Consider the following 22,821-nt stretch of genomic DNA (forward strand, 5'->3'; position numbering starts at 1 on the left):
CTCAAAAATTAGTAAGCCGATGCATTGTCAACTTTAAAGGTGTAAAGCTGACGAGCCGATCCATAGCGTTTAAAATCAAGCGGATTTTCATCCACTCCGGCTTTTTCTAATAAGCCCTTCAATTCCGCAATATGCTCGCTACGCATGTCTTTTTCGATGCAATCTGCGCCAAGAGATTTAACGCTTCCTTTCACATAAATGTGCACTTCATACAAGGAATCACCCAGTGCTTCACCGGCATCGCCACACACCACCAGCGACCCTGACTGCCCCATGAAACAACTCATGTGACCAATGCTGCCTTTAACAACTATGTCGACGCCTTTCATCGAGATACCACAACGAGCGCCCGCATTGCCTTCGATCACCAACAATCCACCTTGAGCCGTCGCACCAGCCGCTTGAGAGGCATCGCCTTTGACACGAACCACACCTGACATCATATTCTCAGCAACGCCTTGGCCAACATTGCCATGAACCGTAACATTGGCGGTTTTATTCATGCCGGCGCAGAAGTAGCCTGCATGACCATGAATATCCACAGAAATCTCTGCATCTAGCCCAACCGCAATATTGTGGTTGCCTTTCGGGTTGGTCACGACCCATTCTTTTTCCGTTATATTCTCTTTGCACTCATGTAAGGCTTTATTTAAATCTCGTACAGATTGAGCCGCTAAATCAACAGTCATCATTTTCACATTCTCCTAAAACTATTTACGTTCCCAAACATAGAAGGTCGCTGGCTCAGGTTCCCAAACTTTGGCATTTTCGATACCCGGTAAACTAACCAAAGCCTGATATTCAGAGGCCATTGCAACGTAATCATCTGTTTCAGCAAGAACCGCAGGTTTACACGCAATTGGATCACGCATCACCGCAAAACCGTCTTTCGTACCAATCGTAAAAGTGAAAAAACCATCTAGATCTTTCAGCGCATTTTCCAAGGCCACTTTCAAGCTATCGCCTTGGTTAAGTCGCCAAGTTAAATAACCAGCCGCCACTTCTGAATCGTTTTCCGTTTCAAAGGTAATGCCCTCACGCTTTAACGTATCGCGCAAACGATTGTGGTTTGATAACGACCCATTATGCACAAGACACAAATCCGAACCGGTCGAAAAAGGATGACTGCCTTCCATGGTGACAGCGGACTCAGTGGCCATACGAGTATGACCAATGATGTGACTGCCCTTCATGCCACTTAGGTTAAACTTGGAGGCAATATTTTCAGGCAAGCCAACTTCTTTGAGAATTTCGATGGAGGATCCGGCACTCAAGATCAATACATCAGAATCAAGCTCAGCCAAAGCACGGCGAGCAGAACTTTCATTCGTGTTAATTTTCAGCACAACGACATTGGCGTTTTGCATCCATTTGATTTCACAGCCTAATGACGCCGATAAATTGTCACTCAACTCTTCCCAGCGATAGTCTTCGTCAGGATGTCTTAAGGTTAACTTGACCCAACCTTCGCCTACTTCATCGCCATAAATGGCAAATCCCGCACTATCTGGGCCACGATCTGTCATTGAAATAAGCATTGGCTCAAACAGTTCACCTAAACTGTTTTCAAACTTATCATTTTTTAAATAAAGCCCAACAATTCCACACATAGAAGAAACCTCAATATATTTTTAAAACGTCACAGTGGATAATCAAAAGAACTCAGCGTATTTTTCTATTTCCCAAGCGGACACTTGGCGCGAATACTCATTCCACTCAGCTCGCTTCACTTTAATGAATTCGGAGACTAGGTTTTCCCCCATGGATTCAACAAACACAGAATCCTTTTCCAATTCATCAAGTGCATCGCCAAGGGATTGAGGAAGAATAGAGATGTTCTTGGCTAGAATGTCTTCTAGAGAAAGGTCATAAAGGTTGATGTTCATCGGCTCACCTGGATCAAGCTCGCGCTCAATGCCATCCAGACCTGCTGCAATTAAAGCGGCATGAACAAGATAAGGATTACAACCAGAATCCGGTAAGCGAAACTCCAAACGACCATATGGCACACGAACCAATGCCGAACGGTTATTGTCGCCGTAGCATACATAGGCTGGTGCCCAAGTCGCGCCGGAGCTGTTCCCGCCAACCACTAAGCGCTTGTAGGAATTCACTGTCGGCGCCGCAAAAGCACAAATCGCTTTAGCGTGTGCCAAAATCCCAGCTGTAAAGTGATATGCCAATTTTGAAAGGCCCATGCCATTTTTATCACTATCATCATTGAATAAGTTTTTACCTGATTCATCTGTGATGGATAAATGGAAATGCATGCCATTACCAGTTTTATCAGGCGCTGGTTTCGGCATGAAAGAACAAATCATCCCCATGTCATTTGCAATTTCACCAGCGGCCATACGAACAAAGGTAAAGCGATCTGCGGATTCAAGGGCATCGCCATAGGTATAGTTAATTTCGAACTGACCATTCGCATCTTCGTGATCAATTTGGTAGACATCAAAATCGACCGCTTGCAATGACTCAACCAAACGCTCTAGGAACTCTCGAGAACGAGACAGCCCTTTATAGTCATAACAAGGCTTAGCAAGCGTATCGGAGTCATCCACTGGAAGTAGCTCGCCATACTCGCCTTTTTTGAACAAATAAAATTCCGGCTCAAGACCCGTGTTTAATGTCCAACCTTTCGCTTCTAAGCGTTTGATTTGATTTTTTAACACCACACGAGAACAGTATGGATGAGGTTCATCATTCACATAACCATCACAAGCCAATCTTGCGTAACCTGGCTGCCAAGGGACAATGCTTAAGGTCGACAGATCACCACGAGCCAAAAAGTCAGGTCCATGAGGCTCCATTGCTAAACCACTCACAGCGAAACCAGCAAAACCAGCCCCCTTTTCCACCACATCAAAAATATTTTTGGCGGGCACAGATTTGGTTTTTGCAACGCCATGAATATCCACAAACTGCGCTAAAACATATTTGATGTGATGTTCGTTAAGAAAGCCTTCTACTGCATCAGATTGCATTGCTGATCTCCTTACTCATAGTGAACTTAATGAATATTCCAATCGATCAGGGTTAAAAATGAGAAAGGCATCAAGCATTGTTGCTAACAGTATGAGTGACTGCCCTAGATACCCTTTCCTAAATTCAAACTCATCGACTATGATAGAAATAAAATATTCCTTAAGGGAAAATTTATTTCCCAATAGGAAAGCAACAAGTTTGCCAAAAATTGATTTTTAGGAATTTTTTTTTCCTAATAGTGTAAGATTTTGATTTTTATGATCTAAAATCATCCTGTTAAAATGATATCCATGAAATGCAGGTAGGAAATTCAAGGGCAATGAAGAAAAACGCACCATCCAGGCACGCAATCGCTCTAAATGAGGGCGAAATAGTGATTACAAGAGACTCATCGCCTAAATTAAAGCTTGAGGAATACATTGCGATGCACGTAAGACGTCGACGTGTCGCCCAAGATTTAAAAATCACGGACGTCGCACGCATCGCAAAATTAAGCCAAGGCATGGTCAGTAAAATCGAAAATGCCCAAGTTTCCACAAGCCTTGATACCCTTAGCCGTCTTTGCGACGCCATTGGTTTATCCATTTCACAATTATTTGCCGACTATGATCGACCTGAAGGTGGCGCTCTTCTCACCAAATCCGGCCAAGGCATGGAAGTGGTTCGCAGAGGAACCGAAAAAGGCCATACCTATCAGCTGCTCAGTTACAGTCGCGGCAAAAAGCAACTCTATGAACCTTTCTTAATTACCATGGATGATGCCAGTGAAGTGTTTCCTACCTTCTCGCACCCAGGACAAGAATTCATTTACCTGCTGGAAGGTCAAATACTCTACCGTCACGGCAACCACCTATATAACATGCAAGCTGGCGACTCTTTATCATTTGATGCAGAAGTCCCCCATGGCCCAGAGGTACTGGAACAAGTCCCAATCAAACTCTTGTCCTTTATCATGCATGACAATAAAAATGAGTAATCTGCCTGCTCTACAATGTGCAGCCCTTTAGAAGCTCTTTTCAAACACAAAAGCCCCGCCTATAAAAGATCGGGGCTTTAATATTTCGTATAACAAGCGATTCGAACGGCTGATCTCTGCTATCCCGAGATGACTTTTATAACCTTTTGATGTGATTAATAGTAAACCAACCGCAACACGCCATCTTGCGGCTTTAGTTGAACAAGGTTGTTTGATTCGATCCGAATCTGGCGGACGCAGTACGCGGTATTTACTGGCTCGGTAGAAAATGAGCCTATGAGCCTGAGTTGGTTCATGGTTGATTGAGAATCTTAGTTGGCATAAGTTGGTGAGATTGTCTCATGTTGCCAACTGATTCGCAGCTTCCCTATCCGACAAGCGCCCTCGCGAATAGTACTTTTACTTTATGAGCAAGCCGCCTTTTAAACAATTTAATATAATTTTTTTTGAGGGCAAGTAACCAATTTAATCCCCTCTCCAATCAAAATTAAAATATATGCCATATTTATAAAAATCTATCTAAATAGTTTAAATGCTTTTCTAACGATCTGTATTTTAAATACTTTTCAAACTAAAAAGTTCAAAAAAATCCGATATAGAAAAAATCACAACCGCTTTAATAAAGGATAAAAAGCGCCAATATTGGGCATTTAAAAAGCACTAAGCACCAATAAGAAACACCTCTCATATTGCTTCAAAAAAAATTATTTAAAGCTACAAAAAAAGATAATTGTTTAGGTCAATAGAACACGATTAACTGTAAAAAAACGCAATAATCAATCATCGAGAGGAACAAACAATGCGATTACTAGAAACAGTGTCGAAAAAGCTCGTTAAAGGTACTGCCGTTACCATTTCAGCATTAGCCCTCACAGCAGGTGCCGCAAACGCAGGTACTATTTCATTAGGCCATACGACTTGGGTGGGCTACGGCACGCTCTATTTAGCGAAAGATTTAGGCTACTTTGAAGAAAAAGGCTTAAATTTAGAACTCACGACTATCGAAGAATCTTCCATGTATATGGCTGCTGCTGCGTCAGGCCGTCTAGATGGTTCTGCGTCAACGATCGACGAAATCCTTAAATACCGCCCGAAATTTTGTTTTAAATCGGTTGCCGTTCTGGACGACAGCTTTGGAGGCGATGGCATCTTAGTGGAAGACGGCATTAATTCCATTGCAGATCTAAAAGGGAAAACCGTTGCCGTAAACGAAGGCTCTGTTTCTCAGTTTTGGTTATCAGACTTGCTAAAAAGCGAAGGCATGAGCATGTCTGACATTACGGTTCAAAACATGACAGCCGACGACGCTGCAAGCGCTTTCATTGCGGGCAGAGTTCCAGTTGCAGTCACTTGGGAACCGAACTTGTCTTACGTACGATCTCATAATGTAGGCAAAGTGCTGGTCGACAGTAGCGCCACTCCGGGCGTGATTGTTGATGTTGTTGCACTGAACTGTGATGTGATTGAAAACCAACCTGAAGACGTGAAAGCGCTGGTTGATGGTTTGTACCGTGCTGTTGAGTTCACTAAAACGAACCCAGACGAAGCCAATAAGATTATGGCAAAAGGCATCGGCGGATACCTTTCTGACCCAGCTGAACTTGCTGCTGCTGCGTCAACAGTTCGCTTCTACGATAAAGAAATGAACATCGAATTATTAGGCGCTAATGGCAATGAAGGCAAAATATCTGAAGTGATTGACCTTGCAAATAAAACTTGGAGTGAATTACAAAACGTAAACTACAACGTGACATATGACGAACTTGTAGACAATTCGTTCATCACACAGTAGAGGGTTTCGATATGTCTTCTAAGCAAGTAAGTTTTAAGCAGCTGACTTCCCCACAGGAAGAGTTGCCCAAAAAAGTTGTGCTTGGGGCAGGAACGTTAAGCTGGATAGTACTCCTATCCAGCTGGTTTTTACTCTCTGCCAGTAACCTTGTTCCTACTATGTTTCTTCCTTCTCCGATGGATGTTCTAAGTACTGGCGTACGTCTTGCGGAAGACGGCACCCTGTTCGAACATATGTGGGCCAGTGTTCAGGTTGTTTTAATTGGTTTCATTGTCTCTTCAATGCTTTCCATTCCTCTTGGGATGTTAATGGGCAGCTTCAAAATAGTACAAGCCATATTAGAGCCCCTTGTAAACTTCATCCGCTATCTGCCTGTCACGTCTTTTGTGCCGCTTTTTATCTTGTGGATCGGCATTGGGATAGAACAACGCGTAACCGTTATTTTCTTCGGCGTATTTTTTCAACAATTGGTGATGATATCCGACGTCTCTCGTGGGGTTTCGAAAGACTTACTGCATGCAGCCTACACACTGGGTACAAGTCGTTCGAAGGTTGTCACTCAGGTCATCGCACCCGCATCATTACCCGGCATATTGGATACATTACGCGTCACCATTGGCTGGGCATGGACATATCTAGTGGTGGCCGAATTAGTCGCAGCAACCAGCGGCCTCGGATACATAAGCCTCAAAGCCATGCGAGGTTTTCAGGTCGACGTTATTTTCTTGGCAATTGTCATCATTGGCCTATTGGGACTTTTGACGGATCAGTTTTTTAGAGTTTTAAGAGCGAGGTTAAGCGCATGGGCCAACTAGCAGAGCCACTGCCGTCTACTGTAAGCGACGAGCAACAAAAACAGGACAATACGACGCCGACTAAAGAGGCGACAACTTCGGAAAAGATCCAACTGCACATTGACGAGGTAACACTCAAGTTTCCAACATCGACGGGGACCGATTTTACTGCGCTGGATAAAGTCTCAATGGAAGTACGAGAAAATGAATTCGCCGTCATTGTTGGGCCATCAGGGTGCGGTAAATCCAGCCTACTTTATCTAACAGCGGGTCTCAACAGTCCAACTGACGGTGAAATCAAAGTCGCAGGAAAAGTGGTCGACGGCCCTGGAGCTGAGCGAGGCATGGTCTTTCAGAGCTACACCTTGTTCCCTTGGCTCACCGTCTCCGAAAACATTGAGTTTGGTTTAAAGCAAAAGAAAATGCCTGCGCCAGAACGAAAGAAAATCGTTCAAAAATACCTCAAAGAAGTCGGCTTAGAGAGCTTTGCAGATCGTAACCCAAAGCAACTTTCTGGTGGTATGAAACAACGCGTAGCAATCGCACGTTCGCTAGCGAATGACCCAGAAATTTTACTTATGGACGAACCGTTTGGTGCTTTGGACAGCCAGACTAGAATGCAAATGCAGCAGTTATTACTGCAAGTATGGGAACACAGTAAAAAGACAGTTGTGTTCGTCACACACGATATCGATGAAGCCATCATGCTCGGAGACAGAGTGTTTGTGATGGGCGCAAGACCCGGACGCATCCAGAAAGTTCTCGACGTAAATATCCCACATCCCAGAACACTGGATATGGTAATGGAACCGGATTTCATCTCGTTGAAAAGAGAAATACTGTCTCTTCTTCACGATGATCTTACAGAAATGCATTAAGTGCTTTAAGAGGCAAACCCATGACTCACAAAACGTTTGATTATATTGTCGTTGGAGCTGGTTCAGCAGGTAGCGTGATTGCTAGCAGATTATCTGAAGACCCTGCGATTAGGGTTTGCCTTATTGAAGCTGGAGACAAAGACAACTCGCCTAGAATTCAAATCCCAGCGGGCACCATATCTCTGTATAAAAGTAAGAAGTACAGCTGGAACTATTATTCTGCGCCACAAAAAAACATGAATCATCGAGTACTCCACTGCCCTCGAGGAAAAGCACTTGGAGGCTCTTCCTCAATGAACAGCATGATTTATATTCGAGGTGATGCAAAGGATTATGAACAATGGCAAACATCTGGCGCAACTGGCTGGGGCTGGAACGACGTACTCCCTTACTTCCAAAAATCTGAAAAGAACCTGTTGGGTCAATCAGAACAATTCCATGGCACGCAAGGCGAGTTGCATGTCGACAAACCCAATAGCCCAAACCCGTTTTCTCTAAAGTTTGTTAAAGCCGCCTCACAGGCATTGGGCTTAAGTCAAAACTCCGACTTCAACAGTGATACTCAAATGGGTGTCGGCCTCTATAATGTGACTCAAAAAGATGGTTTTCGCCAATCCAGTTTTAAAGCGTTTGTTCAACCTATCGTTAAACAGCGTACAAACCTCACTGTGATTCCCAATGTTCAGGTTGAAAAAGTTCTCATAGAGAATAAAAAAGCCATAGGTGTGATCGTCTGGCAGGAAGACGAAAAAACAACACTGATTGCCAAGCAAGAGATTGTCTTGAGCGCTGGCGCGTTGGGTAGCCCATTCATTTTGATGAAATCAGGCATCGGTCCAAAACAAACGCTCGAACAAGCTGGAATACACGTTCAGCATGAGTTGAAAGGGGTTGGGCAAAACCTACAAGATCACTTAGATGGCTTGGTTACGGTAAGGTCAAATGCAACTCAAACATTGGGCTTTTCATTTGGCTCCTTACCTCAGGTTTTAACGTCTCCTTTCCAGTTTTTCCTAAAACGAAAAGGTTGGTTAACAACCAATTATGTTGAAGCTGGCGGGTTTGCCTCCACGACAAATGACAATCGCCCAGACATACAATTCCACTTTGTTCCCGGATACCGCAGTCACCGAGGTCGGCTGTTTGAATGGGGGCACGGCTACGCAATCCACACCTGCGTATTGAGGCCAAAAAGTATCGGGCATATCTCGATCACCAAAGAACAAAACTTATTGCTCGATTACAACTTTTTATCGAATGAAGACGACGCAAAAACCTTAATTGAAGGAATACGCTGCGCTCGAAAAATCCTCTCCGATTCTGAATTTGATGAGGCGCGAGGAAAAGAGATGCTGCCCGGAGAGCACTGTCAAACGGACGAGCAGCTTATGGATTATGTAAAAGAATATGGCGCAACCGTGTTTCACCCTGTCGGCACCTGCAAAATGGGCACGGACACGCAATCGGTCGTCAAGCCAGACTTAAGTGTTCATGGCATATCGGGTCTACGTGTCGCCGATGCCTCGATCATGCCGACTCTAATAAGCGGTAACACCAATGCCGTCTGCATAATGATTGGAGAACGCGCTGCTGATTTCATAAAGAAAACTCAAGAAAGTTACACAAAAAGGCAAATTGATGGCAACCCAGCTGACGATAAACACGCTCACTAAACTTATCTCATTCGACACCACCAGTGTGCATTCTAATCTGGCGTTGATGGCTTATATTCAATCATTTCTCAATGAATATGGCGTTGAATCAACACTGGATTACAATCAAGAGAAAACCAAAGCTAACCTGTATGCAACGATTGGCCCGATAGAAAAACCCGGTATTTTATTATCCGGACACACAGATACGGTTCCTGTAAAAGGCCAATCATGGTCAACTGATCCATTTGAGCTAACACTTCTGGACAACAAAGCATTCGGACGCGGCACAGCGGATATGAAATCTTTCATTGCCGTTGCACTAGCCTCGGTGCCCAAAATGCTAAGCACAAACCTGACCAAGCCGATTCATTTTGCGTTCTCATACGATGAGGAAATTGGCTGCCTTGGCGTGCGCAGTCTAATAGAAAAACTGAAGCATCTGGATGTAAAACCCGCTGCCTGTATTGTTGGCGAACCGACTGAAATGAAATTGGTAACGTCACACAAAGGAAAGCTTGCAGCGCGTGTCACCGTGACAGGAAAAGAATGCCACTCGGGGATGGCGCCACACGGCGTAAATGCAGTGAACTACGCTGCCAGACTGGTTAACTGGCTTGAGAACGCAGCAAACGATAAAGCACAAAATGGCCCCTTTCACACACAGTATGACATTCCGTACTCGACCATCCATACCGGCATAATACAGGGCGGAACGGCATTAAATATCGTACCAAATCACTGCCAGTTTGATTTCGAAATTCGCAATATCGCAGACGATAATCCACAAGACCTGTTAGGACACTTTGCTGACTACTGCCAAGAACTAATCGGCGAAATGACACAAAAAGCGTCTGATACAGATATCGCCATCGAAGTACTTACCGAATACCCCGGACTCGCTAAAGCTAATGATGACGCAATCATCTCATACCTGAAAAATCTCACTGATGACGCAGAAGAAGGTCAAATAAACTTTGGCACAGAAGGTGGCTTGTTTAGCGAGCGCTTAAAACTTCCCACTGTCGTGTGTGGACCCGGAAGTATGCAGCAAGGCCATAAACCCGATGAGTTTATTTATATTGAACAATTGGCTAAATCAGAAGCCTTCATAGAGCGATTAATTGACTCGTTAAGCGAGTCACCGTAAGCCTTTTGTCGCTTTAGTTTTTCCTATGCAAACAAAGAAAAAACATATTTTACCGAAGCCAGAACTCTCTATAAATTATTTAAACAGATTATAATTCTATTCCGAGGAACCATTCGATGTCTGAAAATAAATCCGCCGAAATGTACCAAGTCTGGCAGCAAGACAAGGACCATTACATTCATCCATGGACAGACTTCTCCACGTTTAAAGAGACAGGTTCGATTGTCGTTGAAGACAGCGACAATGTTCACATCACAGATGGAGACGGAAATCAGTATCTAGATGGTATTGGCGGTTTATGGTGCGTCAACATCGGTTATGCTCGTGAAGAAATGGCACAAGCCATTGCAGAGCAAATCATGAAAGTTCCGTATTATTCTTGTTTTGGACACCACACTACCGTTCCTGCGGCGAAATTGGCCGCAAAAATAGCAGAGCTGGCACCGGGTAATCTGAATCACGTTTTTTATGGTTGTGGAGGATCAGTAGCAAACGACACCGCTGTTCGCATTATTCACTTTTACTTTAATCAGCTTGGTAAAAAAAGTAAGAAAAAAATCATTTCACGCATTGATGGATATCACGGCAGTACCTATATGGCGATGTCTATTACAGGCGTTAAATTTGACCACATTGGCTTTGATATCGATGAACAGCTTGTTCATCATATTTCCTGCCCCAACCCTTATCGTCGCCCTGAAAGCCAATCCATTGAAGACTTCTGCGATGAAAAAGTTCAAGAGCTGGAAAACAAGATTTTGGAGCTTGGGCCTGACAATGTTGCCGCTTTCTTTGCTGAACCTATTATGGGCGCAGGCGGTGTCATTGTTCCGCCGAAGGGCTACCACAAACGTACGCTAGACGTCTGTCGTAAGTATGGCGTGCTTTACGTATCGGATGAAGTTGTCACTGCATTTGGCCGTCTAGGACATATGTTTGCCTCTAAAGACGAGTTCGACATAGTGCCAGACATCATCACCTGTGCAAAAGGCCTCACCTCAGGCTATTTACCGTTAGGCGCGACGATTCTGTCTGACGATATTTACGAAGTAATCAGTAAGCCTCAAGCAGAAGGCGCTCTATTTACGCATGGCTTTACCTATTCCGGCCACCCAGTAAGCTGTGCAGCAGGCCTTAAAAATATAGAAATCATGGAGAGAGAAAACCTCTGTGGTCACGTCCAAGAAATCGGTTCGTATTTTGAAGAGCAACTAAAGACGCTTATGGATTTGCCCATAGTGGGTGACGTGCGCGGTAAGAAATTTATGGTTTGCGTCGAGAATGTGGCCAATAAGGAATCAAAAGAACTGATTGATCCTGAAGCTCAAGTCGGTAATAGAATTGCCGATCATTGCCAAAAACGAGGACTCATCGTCAGACCGTTAGCACACATGAACATATTATCCCCGCCGCTAACCTTATCGAAAGATAATGTGGATTTCTTAGTATCGACATTGCGAGAAAGTATTGTAGAGACAATGAAAGACTTAAAACAGGACGGTTATTTATAAGACTATTGCCCCCCATATTCAACCGCCTACTTGGCGGTTTTTTTTTACTATAAAAACTAAAAAAACTAAAAAAGCCCTTTACTCAAAAGTAAAGGGGTTAACATTATTTTGTGCTAACCGAGTTTAATCCAAGTAGTTTTTAATTGAGTAAACTTGTCGAAAGCATGCAGGGAAAGATCACGGCCAAAGCCAGACTGTTTATACCCCCCAAAAGGCGTCGACATATCCAATGCATCCATAGTATTTACGGAAACCGTACCCGCTTTAAGCCGCTTGGATACCAAATGAGCGCGGTTGAGGTTAGTCGTCCAAACCGACGCGGCCAAGCCATAAATCGAATCATTTGCTAACCTGATCGCATCCTCTTGATCGTCAAACGGCATAATAACGACCACAGGGCCAAACACTTCTTCACGGGCAATGTTCATTTCCGGTGTGACATTGTCCAAAATCGTTGGCGGAACAGAATTGGTCGTGCAGTCTCCCAAACCACCTGTCACCAAAATCGCCCCTTCGTCCAACGCCTCCTGAATATAAGTGCGGACTTTAGCTGCGTGATTAGAATCGATAAGCGCCCCAACTTGCGTATCTGGATCCATCGGATCACCAACCACCATAGATTCCGCTTTCACTTTCAACTTTTGTATAAAAGCGTCTTTAATACTGCACTCAACTAAGATTCTTGAGTTTGCAGAACACACCTCGCCTTGGTTGAAAAAGATCCCCATCGCGGCATGTTCCACTGCATTATCCAGCTCACAATCGCCAAAAATGAGATTGGGGCTCTTACCACCTGTTTCAGGCCATACGGGTTTCATATTGGATTCTGCAGAGTAACCCATCAGCAACTTTGCCGTCGGCGTCGACCCAGTAAAAGTAATGCAATCAATGTCGTTATGAAGACCCATTGCTTTACCAACAATGTGTCCGTGTCCCGTCACTACGCTCAGAACCCCGTCGGGTAATCCGGCTTCCTTGGCTAATGCCGCAATACGTAACGCAGTATGAGGAGACTGCTCAGCGGGTTTCAATACCACTGAATTACCTGAAATTAGAGCGGGGGCCAACTTCCAAGCCGCCAAATCTAACGGGAAATTCCACGGAACGATGGCGCCGACAACACCAACTGGCTCCTTGGTAATTGTCGCAATGTTTAAACCGTCTGTTGGCGCGACTTCACCGTATATTTTATCGATGGCTTCAGCATACCAATCAAAACACGCAGCGGCGCCCAATATATCGACATTCATTGCGTCCATGATGGGCTTGCCCACGTTTATACTTTCTAGTAACGCAAGCTCTTCTTGATGTTCGCGAATCAGTTCAGCTAAGCGCTTCATGACAGCTTTACGGTCTGAGGGGGATTGATTCGCCCAAATGCCCTGCTCGAACGAATCTCTGGCATGTTTTACTGCCGTATCGACATCCTGTTCAGTACACGCAACCACATTAGCTATTTGTTCTTTTGTAGCGGGATTAACCACCGCATACGTTTCGCTATTTAACGCATCGACAAACTTCCCTGCTATAAATGCGCGGGATTCAATTTCTAAATTAGCGTTTTTTTCAAGCCAATATTGTTTTGTATATGAAGACAAACCACTAACCTCTCAAATGTTATTTAGGGAGGCATCTCTCCCTCTACGTATTTATACCCTATTCTACAAACATACCCATTTATCAATTAAACCTAAATTATAATTAAATAAACTCCTAAATAAGTTTTATTAATTCGATCAAGGTTACATAAAATTTTTCAATTCAAGGATTTAGATAATCGTATTTTATTAATAATTCGACCTACCGTAACCTTCCAGTCATCAGTGCAAAAATCTTATGCATAAAGGTGACTAAATTGAAATTAGATAACACAGTAGTTGATACGCTAGTAATTGGCGCAGGTCAGGCAGGGATTGCAACCAGTGAGCACCTTACTGCCCTTAATGTTCCGCATATTGTTGTAGAAAAAGATCGGATAGCAGAAAGATGGCGTTCTCAACGCTGGGACTCGCTGGTCGCCAATGGCCCTGCATGGCACGATCGCTTCCCAAATCTTCAATTTGAAGAGCTTGACCCTGATGCATTTCCAAGTAAAGAACGCGTGGCGCGTTACTTTGAAGAGTATGTTGAAAAGTTTAGTTTACCGGTTTACACCGACGTCACGGTAAAGCAGGTCTCAACGCTTCAGGGGGAAGCAGGGTATGCAATCGAAACCAGTAAAGGGTGCATAAAAGCCAAACGTATTGTGTGCGCAACTGGGCCATTTCAGAAGCCATCCATCCCCCCGATCGTGCCCGAGCTTACCAACCTAAAACAGCTCCACTCATCTCATTATTTTAATCCAGAGCAGCTTGATTCTGGCGCCGTACTTGTCGTGGGGGCAGGTTCATCAGGTGTTCAAATTGCGGATGAAATAAACCGATCAGGTAAAAAGGTCTACCTTTCTGTAGGCCCACATGACCGTCCTCCGCGTTCATATCGTGGCCGAGATTTTGTATGGTGGCTTGGCGTGTTGGGCAAATGGGATGCGCCCGCTGCTGCGCCGGATGCAGAACACGTTACGATCGCCGTAAGCGGCGCACACAAGGGTATAACAATCGATTTCAGAGAACTTGCCAATAACAATATCACGCTATTAGGACGCACCCATGCATTCACCAATGGCACACTGAGTTTTTCAAATGATCTTGTTCAAAACATTGAGAAAGGTGATGAAAACTATCTTTCATTGCTAGAAGAAGCGGATGCTTACATCGAGAAAAATGGCTTAGATCTCCCAGAAGAGCCCAGTGCAAAACGAATTTTACCTCAGCCAGAATGCATGCTAAATCCAATTCGTGAGCTGGATTTAGCCGCATCAGGGATCACCACTATTATTTGGGCAACCGGTTTTAAGTCAGATTACAGTTGGCTGGATTTAGACGTTTTTGATGATAAAGGTGCTCCACAACACCAACGAGGCGTCACTGCGTTATCTGGAATCTATTTCGTGGGGTTGCCTTGGTTATCTCGTCGTGGATCAAGTTTCATCTGGGGATGCTGGCACGATGCAAAATACATCGCAGATCACATTGAAACTCAAAGAAAGTATCACGAGTACGAATGCCATGTTCCAGAACCAAGCGTTGAAATTGCCTAACTCCATCATCATCCGTTAATAGGAAAAATACATGCCGACTCATACTCGAATTCGTATGTTTAATACTAAAGAAACCTACCCTAACCAATCGCTTGATAATGATCTATGCCAAGCCGTTGTGGCAGGCAATACCGTGTATGTTCGCGGTCAGGTAGGTACTGATTTTGACGGTAACCTTATTGGCCTAGGTAACCCTCAAGCTCAAGCAGAGCAAGCCATGAAAAACATCAAACAATTGCTGGAGGAATGTGGTTCGAATTTAACGCATATAGTGAAAACAACCACTTATATAACTGATCCAAGATTCAGAGAGCCCGTCTATAAAGAAGTCGGCAAATGGTTGAAAGGTGTCTATCCCATTTCAACTGGATTAGTCGTGGCCGGATTGGCGCAGCCTGAATGGTTGATGGAAATTGATGTTATCGCAGTTATCCCTGAAAGCGACGTATAAACTGGAGTCCAATATGACCTTTTCTATCGCAGGTTACTGTAAAAAAACAGGCATGGTGGGAAGCGCAATCACATCATCCAGCATTTGTGTTGCAAGTCGGTGTGCATTCGCAAAATCCGACGTCGGTGTCGTGTTGACACAAAACGTCACGAACCCTGCTTTAGGTCCGTTCGGTCTTGAGCAATTAAGCTCCGGAGCCACACCTGAAGAGACGCTTGAAAAGCTAAAAGAGCACGAAACCTATATTGAATATCGCCAACTGGGCATTTTAAATGCTCAGGGCGAAGGCGTTACATTCAGCGGAGAAAATGCGCTAGGAATCTATAACGAAGCGTCTGGCAATGCGTGTATTGCCATGGGAAACCTTTTGGATAACTCTGACGTTCCCGCTGCAATGATCGCTTCCTTCGAAAGTAATGAAGATTTGCCCCTCCCACAACGACTGCTTTCAGCGTTACAAGCAGGGTTAGACGCAGGTGGCGAAGCGGGTTCAGTACAATCGGCAGGGCTACAAGTTTACTCAAACCCAAGTTGGCCTATAGTGGACTTGAGAGTGGACTGGCAAGACGCTCCTCTGTCAGAGCTTCAGATTTTGCTCGACATGTATGAACCTCAAATGAACGATTACATATTGCGAGCCGAGTCTCCAGCACACGCTGCAAGCTACGGTGTACCGGGTGACTTGTAGAGAGATTTGTAACCATTGCCCGCTTTTTCTTAACCGACATGCTTTCTTAACCGACGCCTCCTGTTAACCTATGCTTCTTCCGCCCTCTTGTGCATTGATCTCATTAAGGTCAATGCACAAGACCGATACGCTGCGCGCGCACTGTCATAAAGCAAAACCTACCTCAAGGTTACAAAACGCCGCATTTTGATGTGAAAAAGCGCAACTATGCGACGTTTGTAGCTTCAAAAATTGGCAAAACAATTGCATTTAAAATTCAAAACCCAGTCACGGTTAGTATTTGTTTTATCAATGCTAACGACGACTAAGGCAATACGTCAAAATGCGTGCTAAACCAAGTTGATGCAATAGACCATAATTAGGGGTACAACCAATGGCGAACAAATTTACACTAAAACAGCTGACCTACTTTGTCCTTGCCGGAGAACACAGCAGTGTCACTAAAGCAGCCGAGCTTTTGTTTGTCTCCCAGCCTTCGATTTCCTCTGCGATCCATCATCTTGAAGACGTTACAGGCTTACAATTGTTTATTCGTCACCATGCTCAAGGGTTGTCTCTGACCACTCAAGGATGGCAATTTTTCCACAAAGCAAAAGCATTACTAAAAGGGGCGGATGATCTGTCTCAATTTGCTCAAACGCTTGGCACGGAAGTTTCCGGTTCTTTGAGTATTGTAGGCTTCCCTACATTTACTTCTTTAATGATGCCTTCGATGCTTAAAGAGTTTGTTGATCAATACCCTGCCGTAAACGTGCAATGCGATGAAATGCACCAAAGAGATTTGATCCAAGGGCTCATTAACAGTAAATACGAATTGGCAATCACTTACGATATGCAGCTTCCAGCCAATATTGAATTTACCCCTCTTATCAGCCTTCCCCCTTATGTCGTTGTAGCGCTGAATCATCCGTTAGCTAAGAAAAAACAAGTCTCTATTCATGAACTGGCAAAACACCCAATGGTGATGTTGGATTGGCCAATGAGCCGAGAATATTTTAGCTCTCTATTTATTGGTCAAGGAATCGAACCTATGATTAGCCATAATGCTCATTCGTTAGGCATGGTGAGGGGCATGGTCGCAAACGGTTTCGGTTATTCGATTTTTAATACGCCAGTGCACAGTAATGTCGCGCTGGACGGAACAAAATTCGCGTCAATTCCATTAAAAGAAGAACTTATGCCATTAACGATGGGCGTCGCGAAATTAGAACAATCGCAGCTTACGCCAGCAGCAGAAGCGTTTGTGGAGGTTCTAAAAAACTTTGCATCCGGCATATTGACGCCAAGCCAAGAGAGCTCAGCGGAAAGGAAAACAGCCGTTTAAAAGAAAATTCCTCCAAACGAGGATGTTTTAAATGCTTAACCTTCGCTACGACTAGCAAGGAACTCATCGTAGTGGCCTCGGAAATGATCCAACTTCTTGTCTTTGATTTGAATGATTTCAGTAGCAAGAGAGGAAACAAACTCACGGTCATGGCTGACGAATATCAGAACATATCAAGCGCCATGTTCAAAGATTCAATGGACTCCATGTCTAAGTGGTTAGTAGGCTCGTCCATTATCAGTACGTTAGGCAGTTGCATGATTATCTTGCCAAACAGCAAAGGGGTTTTCTCACCACCAGAACAGACTTTCGCTCTCTTCTTAATGTCATCAGAAGACAACAACATACGCCCCAAAATGCCACGAGCAATTAAAGGGGTCAGACCCCTTTAATTGCTTCCTTTAATTGCTTTAATTCGCCCACGGCCCAGAAGTACTGGAACAAGTCCCATATTCATAAGTAATTGTTCCACTTTTATTATTTTGCTTTTAGGAAGTCTGCGACCTTTAGCAAGATGAACTCATTATCATCAGCTTTCCCTTGCTGACGACCTACGGAGAATGGGTAATTATTGTCGTTTGCGACAACGATTGTATCTTCATCCACTCGATCGACATCTTCAATCGTCACAAAAGGAAAGCTGAACACGCCGTTATGTGAGCCGCGTGGTGCAATGCCATCAGGATCTTTAATTTTCATCAAATCGATATAGGCAATTTTACGCAACACATGTTGAGCATCCATCTCGCGTAAATCGATCAGGTAGATTCGTTTGAACTGCGCTGGCTTTTTGGACCAACCTTCACGAGGATCTCCTTGACCACTATCTCGCTCGATAATCAAAGCACGATGCTTATCAATCATATTAAAGTCGCCAATGGCATGATTCGCTGCCGCTAGTGGATAATAACGAACACCGTCTAACCATTCTTGGGTTTCTTTATTAAATGCCAAAATCCGTAACACTGGCTGATCATTGATGACTTCGGTAGTCTCTGTTTTAGTGTCAAAAATGGGTTTTTCTAACAGTGGATATAATGTTTTCCCATCTTTTGAGATTGCCATTCCCTCATAACCACCAGATCGCTTAGTGATGATTGTAGACCCATTTTCATCTGGGTTAGGCAAGCGTTCAAAAGCATTATCCGGAGAAACATAAAGCATTTCATCCGTCTTAGTAGCAACCACATTTTGAATCACTCCCGATTTATCGGTTTTGATCAACCAAGGGCCAAATTCATCACCAAACCAGTAGCCATCCTCAACAGGTTGAATTGACTCGATATCAAAATCTGCGCCGGTCAAATAACGGTACTCACCGGTTTCATCAATGATAGGAAAAGGCACCTTGTTATCTGGGTCTGATAGAAAAATGGTTTTCTCCACCATCACCCGACCGACTTTCCAGTCGAGTTTAACTTCATGGAACATCAGCATGGCATCCGCCGAGTTCGCTTTTGTTCCAAAACCGTTATCGGTCAGAACAAGAAAACGATTATTTCCAAGCGAGCGGATACCAGAAAAGCCCTGTAAAGGTTGACCTGGAAAAGGACGAGACAAGCCTGTTACCTCATCATAAATCCCATAACTCGTGTCAACACGATGATTATCTTTCGAGGTAAAACGACCCGACTGATTAAAATAATGCGGCGCATTCTTCGGCGGTAATACGAAGGTTTGAGCTGGTAATTGTGCATGAGCAGTTAGTGTCGCGTCATACTCAGGTACCAACTCAGCAAAGGTTACTGAGGAAAAACTAAACGCTGTTATTGAGCTAGTAAAAGCGAGAACAATGGCTAAACGAGACATGGATGACTCCTTTTATGTTTAAGCTACGTGAAAATATCAGCAGTACAGGAGTCAAAGACTAAGGCCAGCTCATGAAATAAAAATTACAGGGGCATGTTATTTCCATTACACCTGAACAGTATTGATCTTGACTAAATAAACATAAGATTAAGGAAGGTACGAATAAGTCTACTAAGACTCAATTAAAGGGTTCAGACCCCTTTAATTCAAGCTCGGTAACCCATTGAAATAACATAATGACTCACCACCCCAGAAAAAGCGTGCGATCAAAACAAGCGTGTGAATAGAATTTTGAAGAGAGATAAAAAAGCAGAAAAAATCCTTATCAATCTAGCCGTACATCCCTTACGTTCAGCTCATCATAGATCAGTGTTTTGAATTGTGCGAATTTAAATTTATTTGCCGATATCGCAATGTCTGATGGCGCTTCGCCGACCAGACCTACAAGCTGTTGTTGGCGACGAGAGGATTTGAGGTTAATGGGTGAATTTTATTGTTTAATATGTTCCTTACGCCATGTATTTGGAGTCACACCAACAATTCGTCGAAAAGCTGCTGAAAATTTACTTGGATTTGAATAGCCAATACTGATTGCCACATCAGTGATATTTAAGTTCCCTTGACATATTAGGCGCTTGGCGTGTTCCATTCTACGCAAGGTAAAATACGCATAAGGCGTGTACCCTGTGGCCGCGGAAAATGAACGAGTAAAACTTTGAGTATCTTGTCCAACTAATGTGGCTAATTCAGCAACACTAACATCACTGCACACTCTACTTTCGATATACTCAAGTACGGTTTTAAGGTGTCGCTTACTTAAAGAGTAAACCGGTTTTTTCGACACCGGCTTATATTCAGCATTACTCAAGTGCTGGAGAATAACATTCAGACCTTGTTCAAAAAAAGCACTTGATAGCCCATGTAGTTCTGCATCACGCCATAATGCATTCATAATTGAACTAAGGTACACATCGTTATGCAATTGAGAGGCTGCTGGAATAAAATCTTCTGTAGTATAAGTATGTTCTGCAAGAGAATTTAAAGCGCTTAAATTCACAGCAATACCCAGCATTTCAGTGCCGGGGAAAGAACCAAAAACTGACGTGTCTGGCAAAGCCATAGTGAAAGTGCCAGGACGTAATACACCCTCAAGAGATGGCCCTTCACCAAATCGATGCATTCTCCCAACCTTTGCAGTACATAGTGTTAGCATTAAAAAAGGGGCCGCCTCAATTTCACCTTCAAACGGGGAAAAACGTGCATGGGCAAGCATTGCCAAGCCTTCTTTGTCGGACACCGAAATAGAAGGTGTTGCATCTAATTCAGCCATTCTGACGTTAAAATCATCAACTTCATTTAACCAAATATCAGACTCTTTTCTCTGCATATTATCGACCTGAGACTTCATTTAATTATCTCCTGTTTTGGAGTATTTCGCTGCTATTGGAGTAGTCAGTAACTAAAAATAGATGCTAATCTAATTGATAAGCATTATCAATTAGATTCTTTGGAGAAGTTAATGACTCAACAGAAAGCCCTGAAAAAGCTGTTATTACCACTGGTTCTTATGAGTGAAATCGCTATGGCTGATGACAGCTCTGACACGATCAATTTAGACGCCATCATTGTAAGTGCCGAGTTGCTCGACAAGTCAGCCAAAGAGAGTGCACAAAGTATTGAAATATATGATGAAGACACTCTTAAAAATCAAGCGGGCCTAAACTCTGCCAAAGACATTTTAAACACAACATCTAACGTTAATTTAGTAGAAGGTACAGGAACAGCCGCCACAGTACGAGGCATAGACGGTACCGGTGCAGCACAAAATACTATTGCCATTTACGCAGGCGGCAGACAAAGACTCAACTACGAAGTAGATGACAGACCTTTGTCTTTTAATGAAGTCGTCTACAGTGACATCAATTTATTTGATGTAGAAAAGGTCGAGGTACTGCGTGGAGCCCAAAGCACACTATCTGGCCGAAATGCCATGGCAGGGACGATTAACATTAAAACAAAAGACCCTGTATACGAAGACGAAACCATACTTCGTGCCGCCGCTGGGAATTATGATGCACAAGAACTGTCCGCAGCCGTTAACAGAGCCATTGGTGATGATGACACCATGGCTTATCGTTTGTCTGCAGACCTAAAAGACAGAGATTCCACGGTTAAATACGGATCAACAGATAATGTCGATGATGTGAGTCGGTATGAAAGTGTGAACCTCAGAGGTAAGTTACTGATAGAACCAGATTCAGAAGACAACAAACGATTACTTTTAGGGGTATCTCATACGGACTACGCAGGACCACACCTAGAAACCGTAGCGGCTCCTTATGAAGACAGAAAAGCCGCTACTTTTGATGGACAGGCTTATCATAATACTATCGCTGACACAGTATCCTTGGATTATTCACAAGACCTCAACTCTGACGCGTATTTCCGATTAAATAGCTCACTAACAAACGCAGAGTTTGTTCGGACAACTGCAGACAACGGCACCAATGTCGACATTGACAGCACTGAGATAGTCCTAGAGCCTCAGCTCCACTATAGCAATGAAACTTTAAGTCTTGTCGCTGGGATCTATTACTACAGCGCAGCAGAAGATGAAGATACCGAATTGTTCTCTACCAAATATCGTTATAACGACGATACAGAAGCACTCAGCGCTTATATTGAAGGGGCGTTTAATTTATCAGATAACCTCACTCTATCATTGGGCGGGCGTCAAGAGCATGAATCAAGAAAACGCGATGGTGGCGTTTACAGTAATGGCGCAACGAGTAACGACTTTGATTACGATGAAAATTATTCACAATTTCTACCTAAAGTCGGCATCAATTGGCAACAATCTGAAATGATTAGCTGGGGCGCACAAATATCAAAAGGCTACAACGCTGGAGGAGCAGGAATCTATTTTGATAATTCATTTGCAGTACAGGATTATGATTTCAAAGAAGAAACCTCTTGGACCTATGAAATTTATAGCCGCCAACAGTTTTTACAAGGCAAGCTAAGCAGTAGCCAAAACCTTTTCTATTCTCGCTATAAAGACCTACAGCTCGCCTACAGTTCAAGCGGTGATTTCGATAAAGACCTTTCGTATTTAATTGCCAATGTAGACAAGGTAAATACTTGGGGCTTTGAGCAAGGCTTAACAGCAATACTGTCAGACGAATTTACTCTATCAGGCAGTTTAGGCTTTCTAAATACTGAGATTGTTGAGTTTTCTAGCGACACCAGTTTAGAAGGTAATGATCTTGCGATTGCACCTTCAGTTACTTCTAGTATCAGCCTAGATTGGCACAAAGACAATTGGACAACCAACCTAAACCTTCGTTATTCCGGTGCGTATTACACCTACCCAAATAACGAATCTGCCTCAAAAACAGATGCTTATGTTGTTGCTAATGCAAGAGCTACCTACCAAATGGGTGATGCCCAATGGTTCGCAAGCATAGACAACTTATTCGATGAAGACGCCATTATTTATCAACGCTCAACGTCAGCCGTATTGTTACAACCACGTACTTTCCTAGTGGGAGTGGAATACGCACTTTAAACCGAAAACATCAGCAATTCGATCAAGAAGGTGCAAATAACTAGTTTTATCAATGTGTTAAGGAATTCAGTTATTTGCATCCTATTGAGCTGACACTTAAA

Annotated in this window: 18 protein-coding genes and 1 pseudogene; 12 read left to right on the top strand and 7 right to left on the bottom strand. The window is 43.6% G+C overall.

The features are described 5' to 3' along the window. Positions 1 to 8: 8 nt before the first annotated feature. From MAR181_RS12775 to glnT, 3 genes are read right to left on the bottom strand one after another with little or no spacing between them, the layout of a single operon-like run. Complete coding sequence (locus MAR181_RS12775) at positions 9 to 692, bottom strand: GltB/FmdC/FwdC-like GXGXG domain-containing protein (RefSeq protein ID WP_013797016.1); 684 nt, start codon at positions 690 to 692, stop codon at positions 9 to 11. Positions 693 to 710: 18 nt separating this feature from the next. After that, a complete protein-coding gene (locus MAR181_RS12780; RefSeq protein WP_013797017.1) occupies positions 711 to 1,610 on the bottom strand; it encodes a class II glutamine amidotransferase in 900 nt (299 codons plus the stop codon). A 42-nt stretch (positions 1,611 to 1,652) separates the two neighbouring features. Beyond that, positions 1,653 to 2,987, bottom strand: a complete 1,335-nt coding sequence (gene glnT / locus MAR181_RS12785; RefSeq protein WP_013797018.1) for a type III glutamate--ammonia ligase — start codon at positions 2,985 to 2,987, stop codon at positions 1,653 to 1,655. A gap of 374 nt (positions 2,988 to 3,361) precedes the next feature. Here glnT and MAR181_RS12790 point away from each other — a divergent pair, with 374 nt between their 5' ends. From MAR181_RS12790 to MAR181_RS12820, 7 genes are all read left to right on the top strand, one after another. Then, entirely contained in the window at positions 3,362 to 3,964 is a 603-nt protein-coding gene (locus MAR181_RS12790; protein WP_245546159.1) for a helix-turn-helix domain-containing protein, read from the top strand. A 799-nt stretch (positions 3,965 to 4,763) separates the two neighbouring features. Beyond that, entirely contained in the window at positions 4,764 to 5,756 is a 993-nt protein-coding gene (locus MAR181_RS12795; RefSeq protein ID WP_013797020.1) for an ABC transporter substrate-binding protein, read from the top strand. An 11-nt stretch (positions 5,757 to 5,767) separates the two neighbouring features. Beyond that, positions 5,768 to 6,571, top strand: coding sequence for an ABC transporter permease (locus tag MAR181_RS12800; protein ID WP_013797021.1), 804 nt, complete (start codon positions 5,768 to 5,770; stop codon positions 6,569 to 6,571). Continuing rightward, positions 6,559 to 7,428, top strand: coding sequence for an ABC transporter ATP-binding protein (locus MAR181_RS12805; protein ID WP_013797022.1), 870 nt, complete (start codon positions 6,559 to 6,561; stop codon positions 7,426 to 7,428). Before MAR181_RS12800 ends, MAR181_RS12805 begins: the two co-directional genes overlap by 13 nt. A gap of 20 nt (positions 7,429 to 7,448) precedes the next feature. After that, on the top strand, positions 7,449 to 9,101 hold the full coding sequence (locus MAR181_RS12810; protein WP_013797023.1) for a GMC family oxidoreductase: 1,653 nt from the start codon (positions 7,449 to 7,451) through the stop codon (positions 9,099 to 9,101). Then, positions 9,067 to 10,230, top strand: coding sequence for an acetylornithine deacetylase (argE, locus tag MAR181_RS12815; protein WP_013797024.1), 1,164 nt, complete (start codon positions 9,067 to 9,069; stop codon positions 10,228 to 10,230). The genes MAR181_RS12810 and argE overlap by 35 nt, the downstream gene beginning before the upstream one ends. 116 nt (positions 10,231 to 10,346) lie before the next feature. Continuing rightward, the gene (locus tag MAR181_RS12820) at positions 10,347 to 11,741 is read left to right on the top strand and encodes an aminotransferase (RefSeq protein ID WP_013797025.1); all 1,395 of its coding nucleotides are present in this window, start codon (positions 10,347 to 10,349) and stop codon (positions 11,739 to 11,741) included. Between the two features lie 113 nt (positions 11,742 to 11,854). Here MAR181_RS12820 and MAR181_RS12825 read toward each other — a convergent pair whose 3' ends face one another. After that, positions 11,855 to 13,339 carry an aldehyde dehydrogenase gene (locus tag MAR181_RS12825; protein ID WP_013797026.1) on the bottom strand — a complete coding sequence of 495 codons (1,485 nt, stop codon included), beginning with the start codon at positions 13,337 to 13,339 and terminating at the stop codon, positions 11,855 to 11,857. A gap of 248 nt (positions 13,340 to 13,587) precedes the next feature. Here MAR181_RS12825 and MAR181_RS12830 point away from each other — a divergent pair, with 248 nt between their 5' ends. From MAR181_RS12830 to MAR181_RS12845, 4 genes are all read left to right on the top strand, one after another. Beyond that, positions 13,588 to 14,880, top strand: a complete 1,293-nt coding sequence (locus tag MAR181_RS12830; protein ID WP_216086344.1) for a flavin-containing monooxygenase — start codon at positions 13,588 to 13,590, stop codon at positions 14,878 to 14,880. A gap of 31 nt (positions 14,881 to 14,911) precedes the next feature. After that, a complete protein-coding gene (locus MAR181_RS12835; RefSeq protein WP_013797028.1) occupies positions 14,912 to 15,331 on the top strand; it encodes a RidA family protein in 420 nt (139 codons plus the stop codon). Between the two features lie 13 nt (positions 15,332 to 15,344). Continuing rightward, entirely contained in the window at positions 15,345 to 16,019 is a 675-nt protein-coding gene (locus MAR181_RS12840; RefSeq protein ID WP_013797029.1) for a DUF1028 domain-containing protein, read from the top strand. Between the two features lie 373 nt (positions 16,020 to 16,392). Next, complete coding sequence (locus tag MAR181_RS12845; RefSeq protein ID WP_013797030.1) at positions 16,393 to 17,343, top strand: LysR family transcriptional regulator; 951 nt, start codon at positions 16,393 to 16,395, stop codon at positions 17,341 to 17,343. A gap of 35 nt (positions 17,344 to 17,378) precedes the next feature. On the opposite strand, the pseudogene MAR181_RS18630 reads toward MAR181_RS12845, so the two are convergent. From MAR181_RS18630 to MAR181_RS18130, 3 genes and pseudogenes are all read right to left on the bottom strand, one after another. Then, positions 17,379 to 17,713: pseudogene (locus MAR181_RS18630) on the bottom strand (ABC-F family ATPase); the annotation flags it as partial. A 107-nt stretch (positions 17,714 to 17,820) separates the two neighbouring features. After that, positions 17,821 to 19,152, bottom strand: coding sequence for an esterase-like activity of phytase family protein (locus MAR181_RS12855; RefSeq protein WP_013797031.1), 1,332 nt, complete (start codon positions 19,150 to 19,152; stop codon positions 17,821 to 17,823). Between the two features lie 490 nt (positions 19,153 to 19,642). Next, on the bottom strand, positions 19,643 to 20,560 hold the full coding sequence (locus MAR181_RS18130; protein WP_013797032.1) for a helix-turn-helix domain-containing protein: 918 nt from the start codon (positions 20,558 to 20,560) through the stop codon (positions 19,643 to 19,645). A 111-nt stretch (positions 20,561 to 20,671) separates the two neighbouring features. Between MAR181_RS18130 and MAR181_RS12865 the strand changes: the two genes are divergently transcribed. Further along, positions 20,672 to 22,720, top strand: coding sequence for a TonB-dependent receptor (locus MAR181_RS12865; RefSeq protein ID WP_013797033.1), 2,049 nt, complete (start codon positions 20,672 to 20,674; stop codon positions 22,718 to 22,720). Positions 22,721 to 22,821 lie beyond the last annotated feature (101 nt).

It is taken from the genome of Marinomonas posidonica IVIA-Po-181, assembly GCF_000214215.1.
GTDB lineage: Bacteria > Pseudomonadota > Gammaproteobacteria > Pseudomonadales > Marinomonadaceae > Marinomonas > Marinomonas posidonica.